Annotated in this window: 24 protein-coding genes; 7 read left to right on the top strand and 17 right to left on the bottom strand. The window is 42.5% G+C overall.

Features of this window, described 5'->3' with window-relative positions; translation table 11 throughout:
- From rimO to DDV96_RS03605, 13 genes are all read right to left on the bottom strand, one after another.
- Positions 1-1308, bottom strand: a complete 1308-nt coding sequence (gene rimO / locus DDV96_RS03665; protein ID WP_116693387.1) for a 30S ribosomal protein S12 methylthiotransferase RimO — start codon at positions 1306-1308, stop codon at positions 1-3.
- 206 nt (positions 1309-1514) lie between these two features.
- A complete protein-coding gene (ftsY, locus tag DDV96_RS03660) occupies positions 1515-2468 on the bottom strand; it encodes a signal recognition particle-docking protein FtsY (protein ID WP_116693386.1) in 954 nt (317 codons plus the stop codon).
- 225 nt (positions 2469-2693) lie between these two features.
- Complete coding sequence (locus DDV96_RS03655; RefSeq protein ID WP_116693385.1) at positions 2694-2846, bottom strand: DUF4295 domain-containing protein; 153 nt, start codon at positions 2844-2846, stop codon at positions 2694-2696.
- Between the two features lie 7 nt (positions 2847-2853).
- The gene (gene rpmG / locus DDV96_RS03650) at positions 2854-3036 is read right to left on the bottom strand and encodes a 50S ribosomal protein L33 (RefSeq protein WP_116693384.1); all 183 of its coding nucleotides are present in this window, start codon (positions 3034-3036) and stop codon (positions 2854-2856) included.
- Positions 3037-3063: 27 nt separating this feature from the next.
- On the bottom strand, positions 3064-3303 hold the full coding sequence (gene rpmB / locus DDV96_RS03645; RefSeq protein WP_116693383.1) for a 50S ribosomal protein L28: 240 nt from the start codon (positions 3301-3303) through the stop codon (positions 3064-3066).
- 76 nt (positions 3304-3379) lie between these two features.
- Positions 3380-4627 (bottom strand): competence/damage-inducible protein A, encoded by a 1248-nt coding sequence (locus tag DDV96_RS03640; RefSeq protein ID WP_116693382.1) that lies wholly within the window; start codon positions 4625-4627, stop codon positions 3380-3382.
- Positions 4628-4969, bottom strand: a complete 342-nt coding sequence (locus tag DDV96_RS03635; RefSeq protein WP_116693381.1) for an Hpt domain-containing protein — start codon at positions 4967-4969, stop codon at positions 4628-4630.
- Positions 4970-5581 carry a fumarylacetoacetate hydrolase family protein gene (locus DDV96_RS03630; RefSeq protein WP_116693380.1) on the bottom strand — a complete coding sequence of 204 codons (612 nt, stop codon included), beginning with the start codon at positions 5579-5581 and terminating at the stop codon, positions 4970-4972.
- 85 nt (positions 5582-5666) lie between these two features.
- Positions 5667-6440, bottom strand: coding sequence for a 3'-5' exonuclease (locus DDV96_RS03625; protein WP_116693379.1), 774 nt, complete (start codon positions 6438-6440; stop codon positions 5667-5669).
- A gap of 79 nt (positions 6441-6519) precedes the next feature.
- Positions 6520-7839, bottom strand: a complete 1320-nt coding sequence (locus DDV96_RS03620; RefSeq protein WP_116693378.1) for a dihydrolipoamide acetyltransferase family protein — start codon at positions 7837-7839, stop codon at positions 6520-6522.
- A 77-nt stretch (positions 7840-7916) separates the two neighbouring features.
- A complete protein-coding gene (locus DDV96_RS03615; protein ID WP_116693377.1) occupies positions 7917-9038 on the bottom strand; it encodes a glycosyltransferase family 2 protein in 1122 nt (373 codons plus the stop codon).
- A gap of 3 nt (positions 9039-9041) precedes the next feature.
- Positions 9042-9662, bottom strand: coding sequence for a recombination mediator RecR (gene recR / locus DDV96_RS03610; RefSeq protein ID WP_116693376.1), 621 nt, complete (start codon positions 9660-9662; stop codon positions 9042-9044).
- A 73-nt stretch (positions 9663-9735) separates the two neighbouring features.
- Entirely contained in the window at positions 9736-12228 is a 2493-nt protein-coding gene (locus DDV96_RS03605; protein ID WP_116693375.1) for a T9SS type A sorting domain-containing protein, read from the bottom strand.
- Between the two features lie 126 nt (positions 12229-12354).
- Between DDV96_RS03605 and DDV96_RS03600 the strand changes: the two genes are divergently transcribed.
- Positions 12355-13818, top strand: a complete 1464-nt coding sequence (locus DDV96_RS03600) for a sodium:solute symporter (RefSeq protein ID WP_116693374.1) — start codon at positions 12355-12357, stop codon at positions 13816-13818.
- Here DDV96_RS03600 and DDV96_RS03595 read toward each other — a convergent pair.
- Both DDV96_RS03595 and DDV96_RS03590 read right to left on the bottom strand, forming a co-directional pair.
- Entirely contained in the window at positions 13789-14151 is a 363-nt protein-coding gene (locus tag DDV96_RS03595) for a CoA-binding protein (RefSeq protein ID WP_165805968.1), read from the bottom strand. The genes DDV96_RS03600 and DDV96_RS03595 overlap by 30 nt on opposite strands.
- 391 nt (positions 14152-14542) lie before the next feature.
- Positions 14543-15550 (bottom strand): 3-oxoacyl-ACP synthase III family protein, encoded by a 1008-nt coding sequence (locus DDV96_RS03590; RefSeq protein ID WP_116693581.1) that lies wholly within the window; start codon positions 15548-15550, stop codon positions 14543-14545.
- 146 nt (positions 15551-15696) lie between these two features.
- Between DDV96_RS03590 and DDV96_RS03585 the strand changes: the two genes are divergently transcribed.
- Entirely contained in the window at positions 15697-18117 is a 2421-nt protein-coding gene (locus DDV96_RS03585; protein WP_116693372.1) for an alpha/beta hydrolase family protein, read from the top strand.
- 182 nt (positions 18118-18299) lie between these two features.
- On the opposite strand, the gene DDV96_RS03580 is transcribed toward DDV96_RS03585, so the two are convergent.
- Together DDV96_RS03580 and DDV96_RS03575 are read right to left on the bottom strand one after the other, a co-directional pair.
- Complete coding sequence (locus tag DDV96_RS03580; protein ID WP_116693371.1) at positions 18300-19607, bottom strand: ABC1 kinase family protein; 1308 nt, start codon at positions 19605-19607, stop codon at positions 18300-18302.
- Positions 19608-20276 carry a TetR family transcriptional regulator C-terminal domain-containing protein gene (locus DDV96_RS03575; RefSeq protein WP_116693370.1) on the bottom strand — a complete coding sequence of 223 codons (669 nt, stop codon included), beginning with the start codon at positions 20274-20276 and terminating at the stop codon, positions 19608-19610.
- 234 nt (positions 20277-20510) lie between these two features.
- On the opposite strand from DDV96_RS03575, the gene htpG reads away from it, so the two are divergent.
- The 5 genes from htpG (at position 20511) to DDV96_RS03550 (ending at position 24619) form a co-directional block, all read left to right on the top strand.
- Positions 20511-22403: a molecular chaperone HtpG gene (htpG, locus tag DDV96_RS03570; protein ID WP_116693369.1), complete on the top strand. Its 1893-nt coding sequence runs from the start codon at positions 20511-20513 to the stop codon at positions 22401-22403.
- 110 nt (positions 22404-22513) lie between these two features.
- Positions 22514-23341 carry a DUF6503 family protein gene (locus DDV96_RS03565; RefSeq protein ID WP_116693368.1) on the top strand — a complete coding sequence of 276 codons (828 nt, stop codon included), beginning with the start codon at positions 22514-22516 and terminating at the stop codon, positions 23339-23341.
- A 5-nt stretch (positions 23342-23346) separates the two neighbouring features.
- Positions 23347-23703, top strand: a complete 357-nt coding sequence (locus DDV96_RS03560) for a DoxX family protein (RefSeq protein WP_116693367.1) — start codon at positions 23347-23349, stop codon at positions 23701-23703.
- Positions 23703-24314: an alpha-ketoglutarate-dependent dioxygenase AlkB family protein gene (locus tag DDV96_RS03555; RefSeq protein WP_116693366.1), complete on the top strand. Its 612-nt coding sequence runs from the start codon at positions 23703-23705 to the stop codon at positions 24312-24314. The genes DDV96_RS03560 and DDV96_RS03555 overlap by 1 nt, the downstream gene beginning before the upstream one ends.
- Before the next feature lie 20 nt (positions 24315-24334).
- Positions 24335-24619: a TIGR03643 family protein gene (locus DDV96_RS03550; RefSeq protein ID WP_116693365.1), complete on the top strand. Its 285-nt coding sequence runs from the start codon at positions 24335-24337 to the stop codon at positions 24617-24619.
- Position 24620: the final 1 nt, after the last annotated feature.

The raw sequence follows: 24620 nt of genomic DNA, 5'->3' as shown, positions 1-24620 counted from the left end.
TTAGCGTTTTACCACTTCTCCATAGAGATCAAAATCTTCAGCGGCGGTTATTTTTACGGTAAAAAACTCACCGGTCCTTAAATAACCTTCTTCTGCATTGATCAATACTTCGTTATCCACGTCTGGGCTGTCAAATTCGGTGCGGCCCACGTAATAGCTTCCTTCTTTTCTATCGATCAAAACACGGAATTCCTTACCAATTTTCTGCTGGTTCAGTTCCCATGAAATTTGTGACTGGATGGCCATTATCTCATTGGCGCGTTCCATTTTTACGTCTTCGGGCACATCGTCTTCTAAATTGAAAGCGTGTGTATTTTCTTCATGTGAATAGGTAAAACAGCCCAACCGTTCAAAGCGCATTTCTTCTACCCAGTTTTTAAGTAACTGGAAATCTTCTTCGGTTTCTCCCGGGTACCCAACAATAAGTGTGGTCCGAATGGCCATATTAGGGACGTATTTTCTGAAATCTTTTAAAAGATTGGTTGTCTTCTCATAGGTAGTTCCGCGACGCATCGATTTCAGGATATGGTCAGAAATGTGCTGCAACGGGATATCGATATAATCACAAACCTTTGGCTCTTCCCGCATGACATCCAACACATCCATTGGAAAGCCGGTGGGGAAGGCATAATGCAACCGAATCCACTCAATGCCTTCCACTTTTACTAGGTTTTTGAGCAGTTCGGCCAGGTTTCGTTTTTTATACAGGTCGAGCCCGTAATAGGTAAGGTCTTGGGCGATTAAGATTAGTTCCTTTACGCCGTTGGCGGCCAATTTTTCGGCTTCGGTCACCAAATCTTCAATGGGTGTACTCTTGTGTTTTCCGCGCATTAAGGGAATGGCGCAAAACGAACACGGGCGGTCACAACCTTCGGCGATTTTTAAATAGGCATAGTTTTTTGGCGTAGTAGTTAAGCGCTCACCAACCAATTCGTGTTTATAATCGGCACCCAATGCTTTTAATAAACCGGGCAGCTCAGTTGTTCCGAAGTATTGATCTACGTTTGGGATTTCTTTTTGCAGATCGGGTTTGTAGCGTTCAGAAAGGCAGCCGGTAACGAACACCTTATCTACAATGCCTTCTTCTTTTTTATTGACATACTCCAAAATGGTATTCACGCTTTCTTCTTTGGCATTCGCGATAAAACCACAGGTATTGATCACCACGATATTGCCTTCCTCTTCGTGAACCACCTCTTTTTTATTGGCACGCAATTGCCCCATGAGCACTTCGCTGTCGTATACATTTTTGGAGCAACCGAGGGTTACTACGTTTATTTTATTTTTCTTTAGGGTTTTGGTGCGCATTTCTTTTAATTATGAATTCAAAATTATGAATTATGAATTTTGGTTTACATTAACCTGCCAATTTTATCCTTTAAAAAGTGGGCAAAGATACCGTTAATTAATAAGAAAGCAATACGGGATGAAATCACAAATTCCAAATAAAAAAATCATAAATCACAACCTTATCTGTCTATCGGCAGATAAAAAATCACATTAGGATTGAGGGTTTACTTAAAAAACGAATCCACAAACTCGAATTTGTTGAAAACCTGCAGGTCTTCCACGCCTTCGCCTACGCCTATGTATTTTACGGGGATTTTAAATTGGTCGCTAATACCGATGACCACACCGCCTTTTGCGGTACCGTCCAGTTTGGTCACGGCCAGTGAGGTAACTTCGGTGGCATTGGTAAATTGTTTGGCTTGTTCAAAAGCATTTTGCCCGGTTGAACCGTCCAACACTAACAACACGTCGTGAGGTGCATCTGGAATTACCTTCTGCATGACGCGCTTAACCTTTGAAAGCTCATTCATTAAATTTACTTTGTTATGTAACCTTCCTGCAGTATCGATAAGAACGACATCGGCGTTTTGATTGACGGCACTTTGTAGGGTGTCAAAGGCCACGCTGGCGGGGTCGCTGCCCATGCTTTGTTTTATAATGGGCACATCGGTACGGTCTGCCCAGATTTGCAATTGGTCAATGGCCGCTGCCCTAAACGTATCGGCCGCGCCCAACACTACTTTTTTTCCGGCTTTCTTAAATTGATAGGCCAATTTGCCAATGGTCGTTGTTTTGCCTACGCCATTAACGCCCACGACCATAATTACGTGTGGTCCGGAACGTTCGGGGACTTCAAATTGGGTGGCATTGCCCGAATCAATCTCGCTTAAAAGACCAGCGATTTCTTCGCGAAGGATCTGGTTAAGCTCATCGGTACCCAAATATTTATCTTTCGCTACCCGCTGTTCAATACGTTCTATAATTTTTAGGGTAGTGTTTACGCCCACGTCACTGGTTACGAGCACTTCTTCCAAATCGTCAAGAACATCGTCATCTACTTTGCTTTTACCGGCAACGGCTTTGGATAGTTTATCGAAAAAAGAGGTTTTCGATTTTTCCAGCCCTTTATCCAGGGTTTCCTTTTTTTCTTTTGAGAATATTTTTTTAAAAAGGCTCATAGTTTTGTTAGTTAAGCTCGGTTTTGCGTGAGGCCTGCCTGCTGTTACCGCAAGGTAGGCAGGGATTGAGTACGCTATCCTGCCTGCGGCAGGCAGGCTTGTAGCGACGAAAGCCCGACCCGATTTAGGGGCACGCCCAAATATGATTTTGTAAAGATAATCGTTTAAAAATACAAAAAGCCACCTTCGTAAAAAAGTGGCTTTCTGTATATTATTTTATATTGGTTATTTTTTGTTTAACCAATCGTTTACTTGATCTGGTGCCATAATAGACTCCACAAAAGTATAGGCTCCTGTTTTTTCTGACTTCACCATTTTAATGGCTTTCGTAAGTCGCTTAGATCCTGTTTGTAATGATGCTACTGATTTCTTTGCCATAACTCAATTATTTTATCTCTTTGTGGACAGTCATCTTTTTAAGGATAGGGTTGAACTTTTTCAACTCTAACCTGTCCGGAGTGTTCTTTTTATTTTTGGTGGTAATGTACCGCGAGGTACCTGGTTTACCCGTGTTTTTGTGCTCTGTACATTCTAAGATTACCTGTACTCTGTTTCCTTTTTTAGCCATTGTTACCGACTTTATACGTTAGTGCAATTATTTGTTAAGGAAGCCTTTTGCGCGAGCTTCTTTAACAACTGCATAAATACCTTTTTTATTGATGTCTTTTAACACTGAAGTAGATACTTTAAGAGTTAACCACTTATCTTCTTCAGGAATGTAAAAGCGTTTTTTAACCAAATTCACATTAAACTTGCGCTTGGTTTTGTTCATCGCGTGGGACACGTTGTTCCCTACCATTGCTCTTTTGCCCGTAAGCTCACAAACTCTTGACATTACCTTATTGTTTATAGTTATTTTTAAACAGGGTGCAAATTTAAATAATTTTATTGGTATCCGCAATAAAAGAGATTTAGTTTTTTAAAATTTCTTTTAGAAGCAGTTCCAAGGCTTTGTTGGTTGCTTTTAGTATCACCCGTTCGCGGTGGTTGCCAAAGCTAAATTTTTGGCACTCCACCCTCATTGGTGACGCAATTGCAATGAACACCGTGCCCACTTCATCATCGCCATCACCTTTGGTAGGGCCTGCAATGCCAGTGGTTGCCACGGCATAATCGGTTTCAAAAAGTTTATTGGCCTGTTTGGCCATAGCTTGTGCCACAGGAGCACTTACCACGGTATGTTGTTCTATCAAAGTTTTATCGATGCCCAAAACCGAGACCTTTTTATGGGTTTCGTAAGGCACCACACTTCCCTTTAAATAGGCCGAAGCTCCAGGAATGGCCGTGATTTCTTTTACAATGGAACCTCCGGTGCAGCTTTCGGCCAGGCTGAGGGTTTGTTTTCGTTGCGTCAACAGTGAGGCTATGCGCTCCACAATATTTGTTTCATCTTCAAAGCCTACGGCAATATCGTCCAGCAGCTGGCGGAGTTCGTTCATTTTGGAGTTTACGGCTTCTTCCAGTTCATCTTTATCCTTGCCTGTGGATGACAGCCTCAACCGGACCCTGCCCAAAGAAGGCAGATAGGCCAGTTTTATGTTCTTTGGCAAATTGTCTTCCCATTCCTCGATGCGCTCGGCAACGGCACTTTCGCCCAAACCGTATGTCAATAGGGTTTTGTGGTAAATATAGGGACGGTTGTATTTTTTTATGATTCGTGGAAATACTTCATCGGTAAGCAGGTGTTTCATTTCATAGGGCACGCCGGGCAGGGAAACGAATACCGTATTGTCTTTTTCCATCCATATTCCGGGAGCGGTCCCGTTTGGATTCTGAAGCACCTGGGCTGTTGAAGGCACCATCGCCTGCCTTATATTGGCGGGCAAGGGTTTCTTTTTAATGTATTTTGAAAAAATGTTTTGGATGTTCTGAAGTACTTCGGGACTCTCGACCAAAGTGTCGTTAAAATACTCACAAAAGGTCTCTTTGGTGATGTCATCTTTGGTAGGGCCCAAACCGCCGGTTACAATAACGATGTCCGCGCGCTTCTTAGCATCTTCCAAAGCACGGAGTATGTGCTGGCGGTCATCTTGAATGGAGGTTATTTGATATACCTGAACCCCGATGCGGTTTAGCTCTTTACTGATGTAAGCAGAATTGGTATCTACAATTTGCCCAATGAGTATCTCATCGCCAATGGTGATTATCTCGGCTAACATTTATAAATCGAAATCTTCTTGAAGCTCTTTTAAAACAGTTTTTACGGTAGTGACCACATGCGCCAGTTTTTGTTCTATGGCACTGGGTTTTTTAGTTGTTTTGGTCCACGATTCAATGGCCAATACCTCTTTGGTAACCGCAACACCGAACATTTCGAAATTGGGCTTCATTTTATGTGCAAATTGATACGCCAACTCTTTGTTATCATTGCTCACCGCTTCTTCCAAGGCTGTTAAATCGGGCGGTATTTCTTCTAAAAAAGTTTGGGCCACCACAGCCATAAAATCCTCATCGCCACCGGCCACTTCTTTTATTTTTTCTTTGGAATAATGCTTGCTCATCTATTTAACTTTTATGGAGAATAGCTGTTTGCCTTCAATGTACCCATCCAAACGGTCTTCGGCCTGAACTTTTGCCACGCCCGAGGGGGTTCCGGTAAAGATAACATCTCCTATTTTTAATGTAAAATATTTTGAAATGTATTCTATCAGCTCGTCGATTTTCCACAACATCATTTTTGTGGACGCTTTTTGAACGGTTTCACCGTTTTTTTCTAAGCTGAAAGAAATATCATCTATATCTTTAAACGTTTCTTTTGGCAGAAAATTACCTATCACGGCGGCACCGTCAAAAGCCTTTGCTTTTTCCCAAGGCAATCCCTTTCCCTTTAGCTCAGCCTGAAGGTCCCGCGCTGTAAAATCAATGCCCAGACCTATTTCATCATAATATTTATGGGCGAATTTACGGTCTATGTGCTTTCCTATTTTATTGATCTTAACCAAAATTTCCACTTCGTGATGGACTTCTTCGGAAAAATGGGGGATAAAAAAAGGTTGTTTCTTCAACAAGATGGCCGTGTCGGGTTTTAAAAACAGGACGGGGTCTGTTGGTTTCTCGTTTTTTAATTCAGAAATATGATCGGTATAATTCCGGCCTACGCAAATTATTTTCATTATTGTCAAAGTCTCAAATACAGGAGCAAATATCTCCTTGACCCGCTTCGATTGCGCGCAATGCGGCGCTTCAAAAGGGGATTAACTACAATTTATTGTTTAATTGGCTTAATTTGATGCGGGTCAGCACTTTTTTGGTGTATAATGGAAAGTCCGCATTTAACAGCCAACCAAAATAGCCGGGTTCTTTTTCAATGATATCGGTTACTTTTTTGCCTCTGTGCTTTCCGAAACTGAACACTTCTTCGCCTTGTTTATTATACCCTACAAACCCAGCAAAATCTGCGTAGTTTTTATGGGCACTAAAGGTGGAAAGGAAGTTAATGTCGTTTTCTACATCCTCATAACGGTCCAACTGGGCTTTCAACACTTCGTAAGTGGCATTGGTATCGGCTTCGGCGCTGTGGGCATCGGTCAAGTCTTTATCGCAATAAAATTTGAACGCCGCTTCCAAGGTGCGTTTTTCCTTTTTATGGAATATGGTCTGTACATCTACCGCTTTTGCTTTTTTTAGGTCAAAATCCACTTCGGCTCGCAACAGTTCTTCGGCCAATAACGGGATATCGAACCGGTTGCTGTTATAGCCGGCCAAGTCGCTGTCTTTCATCAACTCCTGCACTTTATGCGCCAGTTCTTTAAAGGTAGGTTCGTTTTCCACCATTTCGTTGGTAATACCGTGAACAGCTGTAGTAGAAGGCGGTATGGGCATCTCAGGATTTACGCGCCACGTATGGCTTTCTTTGTTTCCGTTGGGGAATACTTTCAAGATGGAAATTTCCACAATCCTATCTTTGGCCACATTGGTCCCGGTGGTTTCCAGGTCGAAAAAACAAATAGGTTTGGTTAGGTTTAATTCCATAATTTGGTTTCAGGGTTTTAAAAGTTGAATGGCCTCGGAAGTATTTATTTCCGAAGGATATTTCGCCAAAAAACTTAACTTATATGTCTCTATTCACATCCCAAGCCTCCAGGTAATCGGCCACGGCTTTTACAAACTGGCCGCCCAAGGCACCATTTACCACACGGTGGTCATAACTGTGGGAGAGGAACATCTTGTACCGGATGCCGATGAAGTCGCCTTCTGGGGTTTCAATAACCGCCGGCACTTTGCGAATGGCGCCGAGTGCCAAAATACCCACTTGTGGCTGGTTGATAATAGGCGTTCCCATAATGCTGCCAAAGGTCCCCACATTGGTCACCGTGTAGGTTCCGCCTTGAATTTCGTCAGGTTTTAATTTGTTTTGACGAGCACGGTTCGCTAAATCGTTCACCGCTTTGCTCATCCCAACCAAGTTAAGTTGATCTGCATTTTTAATGACCGGAACAATCAAGTTGCCATCTGGTAAGGCAGCTGCCATACCCAGGTTTACGTTTTTACGTTTTATTATTTTATCACCGTCAACAGCAATGTTCATCAACGGGTAGTCTTTCAATGCTTTGGCAACGGCTTCCATAAAGATGGGCGTAAAGGTGAGCTTTTCGCCTTCGCGCTTTGCAAAATCGCCTTTCACTTTGTTGCGCCAGTTCCAGATATTGGTCACGTCGCATTCCACGAAGGACTGCACGTGTGCTGACGTTTGCACGCTATCGACCATGTGCTTGGAGATCATTTTGCCCATACGGGTCATTTCGATCACCTCATCCTCCCCATTTACCGAAACGGCAGGTTTTGGTGCCGGTGCCGGTTTTGATGCTGCAGGCTGTTGAGCGGTTTCCTGTTTAGGCTGCGCTGGTTGTTCGCCTCTGTTTTCAACATAGGCCAACATATCGTTTTTGGTGACGCGGCCGTCTTTTCCGGTTCCTGAAATGGAATCCAGTTCCGATTGAGATATACCTTCTTCTTTGGCTATATTCTTTACCAGGGGTGAGTAGAAGCGCTCGTCGCTGCTTTCTATTTCGGCTTGTGTGGTTTGTTTTGCGGTTTCCACCTTTTCGGCAACGGCATCTACCATTTCCTTGTCCGGTTTGGTTTCTACGGTTGACGATTCGGGGGTACTGGTTTCTTCACTGCCATCGCCTTCGGTTTCTATAATGGCAATGGTTTGCCCTACTTGCACCACATCGTCTGTGTCGAACAATTTTTCAACTAAAACGCCATCCACTTCGCTGGGGACTTCACTGTCCACTTTATCGGTAGCGATTTCTAGAACGGCCTCATCGGCCTCTATGGTATCGCCTACTTCTTTAAGCCAGTTTGTAACGGTTGCCTCAGCAACACTTTCGCCCATTTTAGGTAGTTTCAATTCAAATTTTGCCATAACGTTGTGCAAGTGGTTTTTTTCGATTTAACGGTGCAAAATTAATCAAATTTTAATCGTTTTATGTTTCAAAAACCTTAAAATACAAGAACGCTGCCTTTTTCGTCGCTTTTATCGCTGCCAATTATAAAATTACAGCCCGGCGGGCGTATCCTGAATTGGTTGTCCTGGTTTTTGAACTTGCGCATCACCATAAAAATCTGCCGGTAAGGCATATAGTCCACATCAAAGATGAACAAAGTGTTTGTCAATTCCGTTTCCTGAAAAATTGTTTTGGAAGAGGCCGTTAAGGGAATGCCTATTGTTTCTGAAAGCGATTTCAGCAATTGCAGGTTTTCGGTCAACACAATGGCTTTTTTGGGTGTAAGATCCTGTTTTTTTCTTTTTTCGGAAGAAGAACCTTTTACCCTTTTCGCCAACGATACCCCCGTATTCACTGAAGCATTCAGCAGCACGTTGGAATTAAAGTGCTTTTTGTAAAAGATCTGCATCGCTCCATAAAACCGATCCAGGTACGCAGCATCTTTCTGGGTGCTTTCCCCTTTGTAGTGCAAGGTTTCGGTAGCACCAATGTAATAATTGTTGTAGCCCGCTTGTTCAATTTTATAGGAAAGGTCGATGTCTTCGCCATACATAAAGTAATCTTCATCAAAGCCGCCCACTTGGTTGTACACGCTGCGTTTTAAAAACATAAATGCCCCCACCAATACGGGCACTGGGGCTGTTGCGTTTTTTGAAACCCTTGTGGCATAATATTTTTTAGTCAGGCCCAATATTTTCAACAACGAGACCCAAGGCGTGGGGATGTTGCGTTTGCTTTCGGGAAGGAAATTGCCCGTACCGTCTAAAAGATAGACCCCGACCGCTCCTATTTTTTTGGAAGACTCTGAAATACCCAGGCATTTTTCAAACGTTCCTTCGGCCACGGCAGTATCTGGATTTAAAATACACACGTATTCTCCTTTGGCGACTGCTACGGCTTGGTTGTTCGCCTTGCTGAAGCCTACATTTTCTTTGTTTTCAATCAGCGTGATTTCAGGAAAAAGCTCTTTTACCATTTGGCAACTGTCATCTGGCGAGGCGTTGTCGATCACGATGATTTCTGCGTCAATGTTTGTAACGGCCCGTTGTACGCTCACGATGCATTGGTGCAGAAAATACCGTACGTTATAGTTAAGGATGACTACGGAAAGCTTCAAACGTTATTGGTTTTTTAAAGAGGTTTCAAACGGAATGCGGTTCACGATGCTGCGGCCCAAGGTCACTTCGTCTGCATATTCCAGCTCATCCCCTACCGAAATACCGCGGGCAATGGTTGTGGTGGTTATGTTGTAGGGTTCAATTTGCTTAAAGATATAGAAATTGGTGGTATCGCCTTCCATAGTGGAACTCAAGGCAAAAATAAGTTCCTGTACCGTTCCTGCTTTCACTTTTTCAACCAACGAATGGATGTTGAGCTCGCCGGGTCCCATGCCGTCCATTGGTGAAATTTTACCGCCCAGCACGTGGTAGTGGCCTTTGTACTGGCTGGTGTTTTCAATCGCCATGACGTCTCGGATGTCTTCGACCACACAAACAATTTCTTCAACTCGGTTCGGGTTAGCACATATTTCGCACAGTTTTTTATCTGAAATATTATGGCAATTGGCGCAAAAATTTATCTCTTCCCGCATTTTCCACAAGCTTTCTGAAAGTTGCCGCGTTTGGTTTTCGGGCTGCCGCAACAAATGCAACATCAACCTAAGGGCGGTGCGTTTTCCAATGCCCGGAAGCTGGGACACTTCGTTTACAGCGTTTTCCAATAATTTTGAAGAAAATTCCATGCGTTATGGTAAGATAAAAAAATGCTTCAGAAATATACCATTCCTGAAGCATTTTTAAACATTATAATTGTATTTAATTTTTAATGAATTTTTTGGTCACCGTTCCTGCTTCGGTATTGAGCCTTACAAAGTAAATTCCTTTGTTTAAACCTGAAACAGGTATTGTGTGTGTTCCGGTAATCGAAACGTTTGGTTGATACACCACCAATTTTCCGAGGGTATCAAAAATACGGATATCAGCTTCCAGGTTCTGCGATAGTTTTAAGTTCAGCTCATCATTTGCTGGGTTTGGAAAAATCTGTATGTTTTCTTCAGAAATCTTATCCTCAACCCCCAAGGTAGGTACTTCAACAGGCGATGCCCAAAGGCCTCTTCCGTAGGTTGCGGCATAAATCATGTCGGTTTCGTTGTTGATCTCCAATTCGTTTACCTGAACATTCGGGATGTTGTTGCCGTATGGTTGCCATTCGTTCAGTTCGTTGTCGATGTAATAAATTCCGTAGTTCATTCCCAAATAGAGTCCATCGGCGCCATTATCGTCCCAAACTATTGAAAGCGCGCTAAAATTTGGTAGGTTTTTACGATACCCTTCCCAAGTTTCACCGCCATCGTTAGACACCATCACTTTATTATTACTTGCAACGGCTACAGCAACTTTGTTTGGGTTTGTAGGATGTACGGCAATATAGTTTATCCTACCACTGCCTTGAATTGTATTACTATCCCAATTTGTAGCACCGCCGTCATTAGTTTTATAAAATGTAGATGACCTACTGGCATACATCACTTGATTATTAGAAGGCGCTATTTTTAAGTTATCTAAATTCCCTCCAAAGCTTTGGGATATTGACGACCAGCTATTTCCTCTGTTTACTGATTTATATACCCTACCGTAACCTGTATATAATGTTGCAGGCACTACGGGATCCTGTTCAAATGGGGTGACCCAATTTCCGGAAGCAGGCTCGTTAAGCCCTACATAGCTCGCTCCACCATTCGATGAACGGTATAAGACTCCATTTTGTGATGTTCCATATAGGTAGTTTGAATTGTCATAATCCACAAAACCTTCCATACCATCGGCACCCAGCCAGTCTCTCCAACCTGTGACTTCTGTATACACCGAAGACCCATTATCTTGAGAACCTCCGGTAACGATAATGTCTGGGGTTTGCGAAACGCCTATTTTATAAAACTGGCGAATGCCGAGCCCTTCAGTTAGGTCGGTGTAGTAATTGGCATTCACGTTATTGGTGTCATCGGCTTTAAAAATTCCGCCATCAGTTCCTAAAAACAAGGTGGTGCCTACGAATTCCATAACATCCACATCGGCATGACAGTATCCTATGTTTGCTCCAGCAGCATTACCTGGAATCCAGTCTGAAGTTATATTAAAGGTAACTCCTCCATTGGTTGAACGCCACGTTAAAATACCTGCAATATGAACCTCACTTGCATCTGTTGGGTTTACGGCTATGTCCATATCCCTTGGCGCTTGCCCTCTGTTGTCCTGTGCGGTGGTACTGTAACCAAAATAGTTTTTGCCCGAATGGTTCAGCTCTGTAAAACTATCGCCTGCATCGTTCGAAACATAAAAACCGCCAAAGGTTCCTCCGTTAGTGGCTTCCAAAACATAAACCACCGAACTGTCATCGGCCGAAACACCGATCATTTTTGGGCCGCTGCTAAACCCTCCCACTTGGGTGAAGGTAGCCCCACCATCAGTCGATTTGTAAAATCCATTTCCGGAAGCATACACCACAGAGGTGTCATCTGCTTTAAATTCTACATCGTACGACCTTGAATCGGAGGTTACCTGTTGCCAGTTGGCACCGCCATCGGTACTTCTATAGGTGCCTGCGTTTTGGGAAGATGCAAAAATTATGTCCGTGTTATCGGGATTGATCACTATTTTATTGATGAGTGAGTTGCTAATGTCTGCCAATAGGTTCCAAGTAGCGCCAGCATCGGTTGATTTAAAGATCATCCCGCTCGTAGAACCGAAAAAATACGTATCAGCGTCTGTAGGATCCATGGTTACGGCATAGACGCTCAAATTGGTAAAGTTGTCGTTCAACGGGGTCCAGTCCTGGCCGCCGTTGGTGGTTTTCCACACGCCACCTGTATTGGCTCCAATGATTATATGGTCGTTGTTGGCAGCTTCAACCGCAAAACCGGTAATTCGGCCTACACCAGGGTTCCATCCTGAGGTTGCGTTCCAGTTTGTTGGCCCCAATTCGGTCCAGTTGTCATTTAATACTTCCCTGGAATCGGCTGTTCGGTTTAAATAAGCATTGTAGCGTTGCAGCTCTTTTATATTTTCGACAGCTGGAGTGATGTATCCATTTTCATTCTGAAGGCGCAAGGCATTGTATTCCCAACGTTTAAATTGTTTGTAGCCTGTGCCACGGCCTTTGTCCTTTCCAGCGAAATAGGTTTCGGCACTGTCGATTATATCCTGTACTTTATAGGTACCGGCATCGATCATTTTCAAATATTCTTGAGAAAATGCCGTCGTTGCCATAAGGGCAAAAACAGCAATAAGTAAAAGTTTAAAACGCATCATTTCAATAAGTTAAAAGGGTAATAAGACTAATTTTACATAAAGTTTCCAAATGTAATCAAAAATAAAGTTTCACAGCTCGTTAAACTTTGTATTTTTGACCCATTCTTACAATAAGCCTAACATTTTATGCAGCCTTTACACATTCTTTTATTGATTGCGGGGTATTTTGGGATTTTGATGCTTATTTCCTATTTCACCGGAAAGAACGATAGCAACGAAGCCTTTTTTAAAGCCGAAGGGAAATCACCTTGGTACATCGTGGCCTTTGGAATGGTAGGCGCATCGCTCTCTGGGGTTACGTTTATCTCGGTGCCCGGTTGGGTGAAGGATTCGCAGTTTAGCTACATGCAAGTGGTCTTGGGCTATTTGGTGGGGTATTTTGTCATCACCTTTGTTTTGTTGCCTATCTATTACCGAATGAACGTCACCTCCATCTACCAATATCTGAATAATCGTTTTGGCATTGTAAGCTATAAAACAGGAGCGTTTTTCTTTTTTGTATCGCGGGTTCTGGGAGCCTCGTTCCGGCTGTTTTTAGTGGCTACCGTATTGCAGTATTTTGTTTTTGAGGCTTGGAACGTTCCTTTTTTCATTACGGTTATCCTCTCTATTTTATTGATCTGGATTTACACCGCGCGTGGCGGCATTAAGACCATCGTCTGGACCGATACACTCCAAACCCTGTTCATGCTGGGCTCGGTCGTGATAGCGATTTACTTCGTTAAAGACGAACTGAACTGGACCTTTGCCGAGCTCTTTTCGGCCCCTGAAATAGCCCCCTACACCAAAACGTTTTTTATGGACAGCTTTTTGGATAAAAATTATTTTTGGAAATCATTTTTTGGTGGGATGTTCATCACCATTTGTATGACGGGGCTCGACCAAGATATGATGCAGAAAAACCTGACCTGCAAAAGCTTGAAAGACGCCCAAAAAAACGTGCTCTCCTACAGTTTTGTGTTTATTCCGGTTAACTTATTGTTTCTTTTCTTAGGCGCATTGCTTTTTGTCTATGCCCAACAAAACGGGATTGGCGTGCCTATGCTCGATGGAAAAGAAAAAACAGACCTGCTATTTCCCGAGATTGCCCTGAACGGCGGAATGGGATTGGGGCTTAGCATTATGTTCCTATTAGGCTTGATCGCTGCTGCCTATTCCAGTGCCGATAGTGCCCTTACTTCGCTCACCACGAGTTTTTGCATTGACTTTTTGGGCATTGAACGAAAAGAAGTAAAGCACCAAAAAAGCATTCGCAAACAAGTGCATATAGGGGTTAGCGTGCTATTGGTCATCGTGATCATCGCGTTTAAATACTTGTTGGATAGCAGCGTGATCGATCTATTGCTGAAAGCCGCCAGTTACACCTACGGCCCGTTATTGGGACTATTTGCCTTTGGTATCTTCACCAAGATGCAGATAAAGGACAAATGGGTATGGTTAGTCGCCATCCTCTCTGTAGCCATTACCTTTTTTATAGGAAGCATCCCCCCAGAGTACATAGGCGGCTACCACTTTAATTACGAACTGTTGATCGTAAACGGCGCTTTGACCTTTTTGGGCCTAATATTGATTAGACGCCAAAAGAACTAAGGTACAGGCCACTTCAACTTCGATGTTGTTTTTTTTCAGAAGATCGTAAAATTCAGGATTTTCGGTTCCAGGGTTAAAAATTACCCGGTTGGGCTTCAGTGATATAATATAATCGTAATATTCCTCTTGCCGTTTTGGGTTTAAATACAAGGTAACGGTATCGATGTTTTTAAAACCCCTCTTTTCCGTGGATATTTGCACCCCGGCCACTTCGCCTTTGCGCAGGCCCACTGCTTCGACAGGATGGTTGTTGTTCACCAATCTATTTATGGCAAGATTAGAATACCGCGACGGCTTTAAACTGGCGCCCAAAACAAGTGTTTTTTTCATAATGCTGTAGTTTTTTCGGTATTGAATATACAGTGCAACCCGCCAACTTTCGCTAAAACTATGTTAAAAACCAACATTTGTGTAACATAGTGGAGGCAGGCTCGTCTATTGAGTAGCATTAATTTCGACTTTGTTGTGAAATTTTTACGTTGATGGTTAGTGTTAATATTAGCAACAAAGTCATAAACCCGGAGCCTTGTGTTCCGGGTTTGTTATTTATATGTTAAAGCTGCCAAAAAGTGAAACATTCTGTATTGCGAACCGTCTTTTAAGTGATTGTTAGGTTATCGACAATTTATTTGAATTGGAGATCAAAATCGATTTTTGTTTGTTAAGCTATAAAAGCCTTCCTGAAACTGGGAAGGCTTTTTATGTTTTTGCTATGTTTAGGAAATTACCACCTAATGATCACACTTCCCCAAGTAAACCCACTTCCAAAAGCAGCTAAAACCACTATATCGTCTTTTTTAATTTTTCCGGCTTTGTGGGCCTCAGAAAGGGCGATGGGGATAGATGCTGCCGTGGTGTTTCCATATTTTTGTATGTTATTGAACACTTGGTCGTCGCTCAACTTCAACTTCTGCTGAATAAACTGTGATATACGCAAGTTGGCTTGATGCGGAATAAGCATGTCAATATCGCTTGTGGTAAGCCCGTTTGCTTCCAGGCCTTCGTGAATCACTTCTGCAAAACGGACAATCGCGTGTTTAAACACAAACTGTCCGTTCATATAGGGATAATATGGAATGTCCTCTTGGGGGTTTTCAGCTATTATCTCTGGCACCCAATGCTCGGTGCTGGGTCCTTGAAGGGCCAACTCGTCTTTGTGTTTCCCTTCGCTGTGCAAATGGGTCGATAAAATCCCACCTTGGTCATCTTCGCTCCGGGAAACCACCGCTGCCCCGGCCCCATCACCAAAAATTACCGAAACACTGCGGCCGCGGGTGGTAAAATCGAGTCCGCCACTGTGGTTTTCACTTCCTATCACCAAAATATTTTCATACATTCCGGTCTTTACAAATTGATCGGCTACCGACATCGCATAGACAAAACCGCTGCATTGGTTGCGCACATCCAGTGCCGGGATGGTTTTCATATCCATGAGTTCTTGCACTTCTACACCTCCGCCTGGAAAATACATGTCGGGACTCAAGGTGGCGAAGACGATCATGTCGATGTCCGTTGCCTTCAGATTGGCTTCTTTTAGGGCCATTTTGGCTGCCTTAACGCCCATAACCGAAGTAGAGTTGCCATCGCCTTTTTTTATGTGGCGACGTTCCTTAATGCCTGTACGCTCTTGTATCCACGCATCGTTGGTGTCCATTAGTTTTGAAAGATCGTCATTGGTAACGACATTTTCGGGCACGTAATGGCCAAGCCCTGTTATTTTTGAAGTAAACATATAAATAAGGTATAAACGAACAGGCAAGATAAGCAAACAAGTGTTTGGAGCGAAATAATTATTCTTCTTATAGTATGCGCGCATAGTATTTTTGAGAAGCCGCATTGCATTTTTTTGAGTATCTTTTCAAAAAAATTATAATCCTCATGAAAAAATTTTCAACATTATTTATTTTTCTGCTTATTGCTTCAGCATTTTATGCTCAAGTTGACAAAAATTATCAAAAACCCCCTAAAGAAATCCTCGATTTAGTGGAAGCACCTCCCGCTCCCTCTGTTATTATCGATGATGAAGGCGACTATGTCGTTCTCTTGTACAGAAATGCCTATAAATCGATTGCAGAACTTTCTGAACCCGAAATGCGCCTGGGCGGTTTACGCATCAACCCACAAACGAACATTGGCAGCCGCACCAACTACTACAACAATATTGAAGTAAAAAAAGCCACAGACAAAGGATCGCAAGCTGTTTCCGGACTTCCTAAAAACCCCCGACTGTCAAACTTTAGCTGGTCGCCCAACCAAAAAATGATTGCTTTTTTACATACCGGTGAAGACGGTGTTGAAGCCTGGGTTTTAGATGTGGAAAAAAGTTCGGCTAAAAAATTGACGCCGGCCACTGTCAACGCCAATATGGGCGATGTGTTAAATTGGTTTAAAGACAGTTCGGCCTTACTGGTAAAAATGCTTCCCGAAAACAGGAAAGCGTTAATCAACACTGAGGAAGCCGTACCCGAAGGGCCAACTATTTCGGTAAGTGACGGAGAAAAGGCACAAAACCGCACCTATCAAGATTTGTTAAAAAACCCGAATGATGAAGCCAATTTTGAACAACTGGCGCTTTCAGAAATCAAAAAAGTCTCCGTTAATGGAACGATCACACCTTTTCTACCTACCGCGATGTACCGAACTATCAGTTTTTCGCCCAATGGGAACTATATTTTGGTTTCAGCAATCAAAAGACCGTTTTCGTATTTAGTACCCTATTATCGTTTTCCTTACCAGCAAACGGTTTACGACACCAACGGCAATGTGGTTACAGTGGTAAATAACGTGCCTTTGGACGAAGTTAGACCAAAAGGGTTTATGGCTACGCGAACCGGCAAACGAAACTTTAACTGGCGCAACGATCAACCGGCAACCTTATACTGGGTAGAAGCTTTAGACGAAGGAGACCCAGACAACGATGTAGAGTTTAGAGATGCCGTGTACCAAGTGAAAGCCCCGTTTAGCGGTAAAGGAAAAGAAATTTTAAAAACGAAAAACAGGTTTTCAGGCATTATTTGGGGCGATGCACAAAACGCCATCGCTTACGATTATTGGTGGAACGACCGAAATACCAAGACCTACCTTTTTAACCCTTCAAATTCAAAACAACAACCCGTTATTATTTCAGACCGAAATTACCAAGACCGGTACAGTGATCCGGGTAATTTTGTGACCACTCAAAATAAATATAACCGTCCTGTTCTGGACCTCAACAACAACACAGCCTATTTAATGGGTGATGGTTATTCTGAAAAAGGGCAGTTTCCTTTTGTTGACGAATTCAATTTAAAAACCCAGAACACCAAACGTATCTACGAATCGAGCTTTACCGATAAAAAGGAAGATTTGTACGATGCGATTGATATGAAAAAAGGAAAAATATTGGTTAGGATTGAATCGCAAAATGAATACCCCAATTATTATTTCAGGAATATCAAGAAAAAGAACGATTTAACGCCTGTAACCTCTTTTGAAAATCCTTTTAAAAGTTTACAAAACGTTCATAAAGAAGTAATCACCTACAAACGTGATGATGGACTTGAACTGGAGGGAACGTTATATCTGCCCGTTGGTTACGATATGGACAAAAAAGAAAAAAAGCCGATGATTCTTTGGGCATATCCACGGGAGTTCAAGGACAAAAGCAGCGCATCGCAAAACACGACCAATCCCAATGAATTTATCTACCCGTTTTGGGGAAGCCCTATTTACTGGGTGACACAAGGCTATGTGGTGTTGGACGATGCCGCTTTCCCTATTGTTGGTGAAGGCGACGAAGAGCCTAACGATACCTTTAGAACGCAGTTGGTCGCCAATGCAAAAGCAGCCATCGATGCAGTGGATGCCAAGGGCTATATAGACAGGGACCGCGTTGCCGTTGGCGGGCATAGTTATGGGGCATTTATGGTGGCCAATTTATTAAGCCATAGCGATCTGTTTGCTGCAGGTATTGCCCGAAGTGGCGCCTATAACCGTACGTTGACGCCTTTTGGTTTTCAAAGTGAAGAACGCAGTTATTGGGACTCACCGGAAACGTATTACACCATGTCTCCCTTTATGCATGCCGATAAAATGAAAACACCGCTATTATTGATTCACGGTCAAGCTGACAATAACTCGGGCACCTACCCGCTGCAAAGCGAACGGTATTTTAATGCCCTAAAAGGCTTAGGCGCAACTGCGCGCTTGGTGATGTTGCCAAAGGAAAGCCACGGTTACCGCGCCAAAGAAAGCATTTTGCATTTACTTTGGGAGCAGGATCGATGGTTGGATATGTACGTGAAAAACAAAGAGAATTAACTGAGTGGATTTAAAAAAGGGTGCGGAAATCGCACCCTTTCAAACAACCTAACCAATAAATAATTGGTAACTTTTTACTTTTTCATAGCAATTTTTCAAAGTAATCCAATTACTTGATGTAAAGATACGCTTTTTGTGTTTAATTTAATTGCTAAAAAGCTAAACAAAAAGTTAAATCTTTGCTAAATATACCGCTTATAATTATCGATATTCACCTGTGCGCCCAGATCGTTCAGCAGGTTATACAGGCCAAAAAATGTTCTATTGATGTACAAGAAGTGTTTGGAGCCTCTATTTCCATTCATTTTACGCAATTCGGTGTCTTTGGAATATTTATCGCTTAGTTCAGCAATTTTTCCGAAGAACTCCTCATCGGAAAAATCAAAGGTTTCCCCATGGAAGGGCTTTGTGAACAGGCTCAACATTTCGTGGAACAACTCTGAAAAAAATTTCATTTCTTCGGGAGAATCGTCCTTTCGTAAAATTTCGAGTTCGTACATTTTTTCCATAAAAACATCGGGGTTGTTGATGTTTTCTGGCTTTGCCAGCTCAAAATATGGCGTATAAAATGCTTCGGGCACATTTTTTATGCAACCAAAGTCAATAGCGATTAAGTTCGCCTCTTTGTCAACCAAAAAATTACCGGGATGTGGATCGGCGTGCACGCTTTTCAGCTCGTGCATTTGAAACATATAGAAATCCCACAACGCTTGCCCTATTTTATTAGCTTTTTCTTTGTTGGTATTGTGCTTGGTAAATTCCGAAAGGTGTTCGCCGTGCATCCAGTCCATCGTGATAATGCGATCGGTTGACAATGCTTCGTAATACTTCGGAAATTTTAAATTCGGAATCATAGCACAGGCTTCAGTAGCCGCCTTACTTTGGGCAACTTCCAGTTTATAATCGGTTTCTTCCAAAAGTTTTCCTTCAATTTCCTTGAAGTATTTTTCAGAATCCTTTCCTTTTAAATTGAACATCTTAATGGCAAACGGCTTTACCAAGGCCAAATCGCTGCTAATGCTGTCGGCAACGCCGGGATATTGGATTTTAACGGCAAGTTCTTTTCCGTTCTTGGTGGCTTTATGCACTTGGCCAATACTGGCTGCGGCCACGGAGTTTTCATCGAAGGTATCGAACAAGTCTTCCGGCGTTTGATTAAAGTACTTTTTGAAGGTTTTCCGAACCAAAGATGCAGAAAGGGGCGGCACTTGAAACTGCGCTAACGAAAACTTTTCCACATACGCTTTGGGCATGATGTTTTTTTCCATGCTGAGCATTTGGGCAACCTTAAGCGCACTTCCTTTCAGGTTTTTTAGGCCGTCGTAAATATCTTCGGCATTGCTTTCGTTCAAAGCGTCTTTGTTCAGGTCTGGGTTGACCAATTTCCCGCTGTAATATTTCAGGTAATTGCCGCCTACTTTAACACCGGTACTTACCAGTTTACTGGCGCGCTTTATTTTTCCGGTGGGGATGGAATCGAGTGTTTTCATTTAGTTCATTTTATCTTTCCATAGAAATTTTCCGAAGTCCACCACGCTTTCCAAGGGAGTGTTGTCGAACACATCGAAAATGGCCCGGACCGATTTTTCGATCACGATATCGGTTTTTTCGAACGCGGCCGAATTGTCTTCCATCCAGTATTTTAAGATGAACAGCGTTTGCAACCAAGCCCCTTCAGAAAATACCGAAACGGGCTGCTTTAATATCTTTAGGTTTTTTTCTTCGTTCTTTTGGCTTATCAGGTCTGACGCAAACTCTTTTACCCTACTGCGCAAACCTTTAAGTTGCGCGAGGTTTTTCATTATGTCTTTGTGTTCTTTTAGGGCGAAAAGCACGTAACTTCGGTTTACGGTGAGCATTTCAAAAAACGTATAGAAAAAGGTGAGCATCTTCTCTTGGTTGCTGAAATTTTCGAAGTTTGGGTCTTTGTGAGCCAATTTCATGGAGTGGTCAAAAAACGTGTTCCATATTTCGTTGCGCAAACCATCGAATGAACCGAAGAAATTGTAAAATTCCTGTTCGGTCATACTGTGTTGCTTACTGAATTTATATACACTTTTGGGCGTTTGCTCGTTTTCCAGCACATAATCCATATAGACCGAGATAATGTCATCGCGGGTCATTTTTTTCTTTTTTGAAGGGGTTTTCCTAGTTGCCATGGTATCCTATTTTTTACGCAAATCTTGCTATTTCAGTTCAAAATCATTTCATCCAAAGATAAGAAACGTTTAACGCATTTTATTGTTTGTTAAACAAAAGGTTGTGTTAAAGTTTCTGCTTGTTTGGTAGGCTTAAAAACGTGTTCCTTACAATAGTGACAAGCTGTCATATTTCATGAAAATGGTATTTTATTTGTCCTATTTCTTTCAGAAGAAAACAAAACTTACATAACTATGAGCAAAGGAACCATTAATGTATCGGTCGAGAATATTTTTCCGCTGATCAAAAAGTTTTTATACAGCGACCATGAAATCTTTTTACGCGAGCTGATATCGAATGCAACAGATGCAACGCTAAAACTGAAACACTTGGCCAACATTGGCGAAGCGAACGATGTTGCCTACGGAAACCCGAAGATTGAGGTAAAAATTGACAAGGAAAACAAGACCCTTCATATTATAGACGAAGGGATAGGGATGACCAAAGACGAAGTTGAAAAGTACATCAACCAGATTGCTTTTTCCGGAGCCGAAGAATTTATAGAAAAATACAAAGACAAAGATGGCGAAGATTCAGGAATTATCGGTCATTTTGGCCTTGGCTTCTATTCTTCGTTTATGGTGGCCAACAAAGTGGAAATCATCACAAAAAGCTTTAAGGATGAACCCGCTGCCCACTGGGTTTGCGATGGTTCGCCAAATTTTACCTTAGAGGAAGCCGATAAAAAAGAGCACGGTACCGAAATCATCCTGCACATTGCCGAGGATGAGACCGAATTTTTGGAAGAAGGCCGCATTCGCGAACTTTTGGTCAAGTACAACAAGTTTATGCCCATCCCCATCAAGTTTGGGATGAAAACGGAAACCTTGCCGAAACCGGAAGGTGCCAAGGAAGACGATCCGGCACCTACCAAAGAGGTGGACAATATTATCAACAACCCCAACCCGGCTTGGACCAAGCAACCCACCGAGTTAGAAGACAAAGATTACAAAAGTTTTTACCGGGAGTTATATCCCATGCAGTTTGAAGAGCCGTTGTTCCACATCCATTTAAACGTGGATTATCCGTTTAATTTAACAGGGATTTTATATTTCCCAAAAATGACGAACGACCTCAACATACAAAAGGATAAAATCCAGCTGTACCAAAACCAAGTGTTCGTCACCGATAATGTAGAAGGGATCGTTCCTGAATTTTTAACGATGCTCCGCGGGGTGATCGATAGCCCGGACATCCCGTTAAACGTGTCGCGAAGTTATTTACAAGCTGATGGCGCGGTTAAGAAAATATCCAGCTACATTACCCGTAAAGTAGCCGATAAGCTAAAATCGCTCTTTAACGACAACCGTGAAGATTTTGAGAAAAAATGGAACGACATTAAAGTCGTGATCGAGTACGGTATGTTGACCGAGGACAAATTTTTTGACAAAGCACAAAAATTTGCGCTCTACCCAACCGTCGATGGTGATTATTTCACTTTTGACGAATTACAGGAAAAAATAAAAGACAACCAGACCGATAAAGACGATAAATTGGTGGTGCTGTACGCTTCAAATAAAGACGAGCAGCACAGCTACATTCAAGAAGCAAAGGACAAAGGCTACGAAGTGTTGCTGTTGGATTCGCCAATCGTGTCGCACTTGTTGCAGAAGCTGGAAAGCAGTAAGGAAAACATCAGTTTTGTACGGGTGGACAGCGAGCCGGTTGAAAACTTGATCAAAAAAGACGAGGAGCAGGTTTCTAAACTTTCCGATGAGGAAAAAGAAACACTGAAAACCTTTTTGACCGAAACGGTGCCTTCAGAAAAATTCACCGTGCAACTGGAAGCGATGGACAGCAACGCCAATCCATTTGTTATCACCGAACCTGAGTTTATGCGCCGTATGAAAGAAATGCAACAAACCGGCGGTGGCGGTATGTTTGGAATGGGCAACATGCCCGAAATGTACAACCTGATTGTGAACACCAATCACGAACTGGTTTCCGAAATACTGAACACCAAGACCAAGAAGAAAAAGGAACGTTTGGTAAATCAAGCCTTGGACCTTGCCAAGTTGAGCAAGAACCTATTAAAAGGCGAAGATATGACGGCGTTTATCAAACGCAGTTATGAGATGATTAAATAATTAATTTTCGAGAACACTACAAAGACCGCTTCAACAGGCGGTCTTTTTTTTTGGTACTAATACTTTCTTAAACCGCTTCGTATGTGTTACAGGTTTTATATTTTTAAGCTATGAAAAAGGCACTTCTTATTTTCGCAGTATTAATTGCAGGCTTCAGTTGCAAGAATATTACGGAAAAAAATACCGAGGAAATAATGCCCGTGGAACAGGACAACGGCATTGGCGATGGCGCCCCTTCCCTATCAGCAGCTTTTGCACAAGGGGTTGAAAACACGCATAACAAAGAAGCTTTTTTGGCACATAACAACGTTTCTTTTGATATTACATTGAATTTTAAAGGCAAAGAACGTTTAAATGGCAAGTTTACCATGCGGACCAATTCTTCAAAAATAAAATTTGAGTCAGAAGAGGGGAATATCATTATTTACGACGGGGAGGATGTTTTTATAAGCCCGGTCGATGCTACACCGCAATCGGCCCGTTTCGATATTTTTACCTGGCCCTACTTTATGGCCTTGCCTTTTAAGTTGACCGATACCGGTACCGTTTTGGGTCCCGTTGAACAAGTAACCGAAAAAGGACAAGACTACTCCAGTGCAAAACTCACCTTTAAGAACGGCATTGGCGATACGGCAGACGATTGGTACATGGTTTATGTGGATAACAACACCAATTTACTGAGTTACGCAGCCTATATCGTTACCTATGGGAAAAGCGTTGAAGAAGCAGAAAAAACACCACACGCCATTTTATACGCGAACTATCAAGTGGTTGACGGCATTGCCCTAGCCGACAAGTGGAAGTTTTACAACTGGAACAGCGAAAAAGGCTTGTATGGCGAACCTATTGGCGATGCGGTTTTAAGCACTATTAAGTTTGTGGAATCGGTTGATTACAGCATCCCAGAGAATTCAAAAACCATAAAAGCCCCAAACTAAACGATATGACGAATTTACCTTGGCATCAATACCTCATGGGCGTGCTTTACATTTTGGCAGGCGTCAACCACTTTAGAAAACCAAAGCTATACGAGCGCATAATGCCGCCGTACATCCCCGCCCATTCCACCATGGTGTTATTGAGCGGCGTGGCTGAAATGGTTTTTGGGTTAATGCTGTTGAACAAAGACACCCAAAGCATTGCCGCTTGGGGCATTATAGGCATGCTCATTGTATTCTTTACGGTACACATTTATATGCTGCAAGATGAAAGAGCCGCAATGAAACTGCCCAAATGGGCTTTGATCCTTCGTATTCCGCTGCAATTTGCCCTGATTTATTGGGCCTATCTTTATACGTAATGGATTTGTTTTCGGCCGAAGAACATACCGATGCCATCCTCTTGAAGCTGCCCGATGCCGATGTGGTTTATCATCCCGGTTTCCTATCAAGAAAAAGTGCCGATGCCTATTTTGAAACGTTGCTGAACGGTACCCCTTGGCAACAAGACCATATTAAAATATTTGGAAAAACACACCAACAGCCGCGATTGAGGGCTTTGTATGGCGAGCAGGGCAAAAGTTATTCGTATTCGGGGATCACGATGCACCCATTGCCATTTACTTCGGTTTTAAAGGAAATAAAAGAAAGAGTGGAAGCTGTTTCCGAAGCACACTTCAACGTAGTGTTGCTCAACCTTTATCGCGATGGACAGGACAGCAACGGCTGGCACAGTGACGATGAAAAGGAATTGGGCGAAAATCCCATGATCGCCTCGATAAGTTTAGGTGCCGAACGGGTGTTTCAATTAAAGCACAAGAAAGACAAAACCTTGAAAAAATCACTTGTTTTACAGCACGGGAGCCTTTTATTGATGAAAGGAACCACACAAGAAAAGTGGAAACACCAAGTGCCAAAAACTAAAAAAGCGACCACAGCCCGAATTAACTTGACTTTTAGGACAATTAAATAAAATTTGGTTACCTTATAATTATGGTTGAAGAACAAACTTTTACACCAAGGGAACTCGACCGCATAATAGAAATGGCCTGGGAAGACCGCACACCGTTTGAAGCCATTACCTATCAATTTAACATCAGCGAACAAGAAACCATCAAAATTATGCGCCATCAGCTAAAACCTTCCAGTTTCAGGATGTGGCGCAAACGGGTTCAAGGACGAAAAACCAAACATAAAAAATTGCGCGAGACGGGGATGGGGCGTTTTAAATCCAGCCGCCAAAAACAAATAACTCACAATACCATTTCAAAAAGATGAT

Source organism: Marixanthomonas spongiae (genome assembly GCF_003095375.1).
Classification (GTDB): Bacteria; Bacteroidota; Bacteroidia; order Flavobacteriales; family Flavobacteriaceae; genus Marixanthomonas; species Marixanthomonas spongiae.
Note: the sequence above shows the minus strand (reverse complement) of the source record. Positions and strands in the feature narration are given on the sequence as shown.

Coding starts and splice junctions, on each gene's coding strand:
- recR (WP_116693376.1), bottom strand. CDS start 9,662: ATGGAATTTTCTTCAAAATTATTGGAAAACGCTGTAAACGAAGTGTCC.
- DDV96_RS03565 (WP_116693368.1), top strand. CDS start 22,514: ATGAAAAAGGCACTTCTTATTTTCGCAGTATTAATTGCAGGCTTCAGT.
- DDV96_RS03655 (WP_116693385.1), bottom strand. CDS start 2,846: ATGGCAAAGAAATCAGTAGCATCATTACAAACAGGATCTAAGCGACTT.
- DDV96_RS03630 (WP_116693380.1), bottom strand. CDS start 5,581: ATGAAAATAATTTGCGTAGGCCGGAATTATACCGATCATATTTCTGAA.
- rimO (WP_116693387.1), bottom strand. CDS start 1,308: ATGCGCACCAAAACCCTAAAGAAAAATAAAATAAACGTAGTAACCCTC.
- rpmG (WP_116693384.1), bottom strand. CDS start 3,036: ATGGCTAAAAAAGGAAACAGAGTACAGGTAATCTTAGAATGTACAGAG.
- DDV96_RS03620 (WP_116693378.1), bottom strand. CDS start 7,839: ATGGCAAAATTTGAATTGAAACTACCTAAAATGGGCGAAAGTGTTGCT.
- DDV96_RS03600 (WP_116693374.1), top strand. CDS start 12,355: ATGCAGCCTTTACACATTCTTTTATTGATTGCGGGGTATTTTGGGATT.
- DDV96_RS03605 (WP_116693375.1), bottom strand. CDS start 12,228: ATGATGCGTTTTAAACTTTTACTTATTGCTGTTTTTGCCCTTATGGCA.
- DDV96_RS03560 (WP_116693367.1), top strand. CDS start 23,347: ATGACGAATTTACCTTGGCATCAATACCTCATGGGCGTGCTTTACATT.
- DDV96_RS03580 (WP_116693371.1), bottom strand. CDS start 19,607: ATGAAAACACTCGATTCCATCCCCACCGGAAAAATAAAGCGCGCCAGT.
- DDV96_RS03555 (WP_116693366.1), top strand. CDS start 23,703: ATGGATTTGTTTTCGGCCGAAGAACATACCGATGCCATCCTCTTGAAG.
- ftsY (WP_116693386.1), bottom strand. CDS start 2,468: ATGAGCCTTTTTAAAAAAATATTCTCAAAAGAAAAAAAGGAAACCCTG.
- DDV96_RS03640 (WP_116693382.1), bottom strand. CDS start 4,627: ATGTTAGCCGAGATAATCACCATTGGCGATGAGATACTCATTGGGCAA.
- DDV96_RS03625 (WP_116693379.1), bottom strand. CDS start 6,440: ATGGAATTAAACCTAACCAAACCTATTTGTTTTTTCGACCTGGAAACC.
- DDV96_RS03575 (WP_116693370.1), bottom strand. CDS start 20,276: ATGGCAACTAGGAAAACCCCTTCAAAAAAGAAAAAAATGACCCGCGAT.
- DDV96_RS03550 (WP_116693365.1), top strand. CDS start 24,335: ATGGTTGAAGAACAAACTTTTACACCAAGGGAACTCGACCGCATAATA.
- DDV96_RS03590 (WP_116693581.1), bottom strand. CDS start 15,550: ATGTTTACTTCAAAAATAACAGGGCTTGGCCATTACGTGCCCGAAAAT.
- DDV96_RS03585 (WP_116693372.1), top strand. CDS start 15,697: ATGAAAAAATTTTCAACATTATTTATTTTTCTGCTTATTGCTTCAGCA.
- htpG (WP_116693369.1), top strand. CDS start 20,511: ATGAGCAAAGGAACCATTAATGTATCGGTCGAGAATATTTTTCCGCTG.
- DDV96_RS03635 (WP_116693381.1), bottom strand. CDS start 4,969: ATGAGCAAGCATTATTCCAAAGAAAAAATAAAAGAAGTGGCCGGTGGC.
- rpmB (WP_116693383.1), bottom strand. CDS start 3,303: ATGTCAAGAGTTTGTGAGCTTACGGGCAAAAGAGCAATGGTAGGGAAC.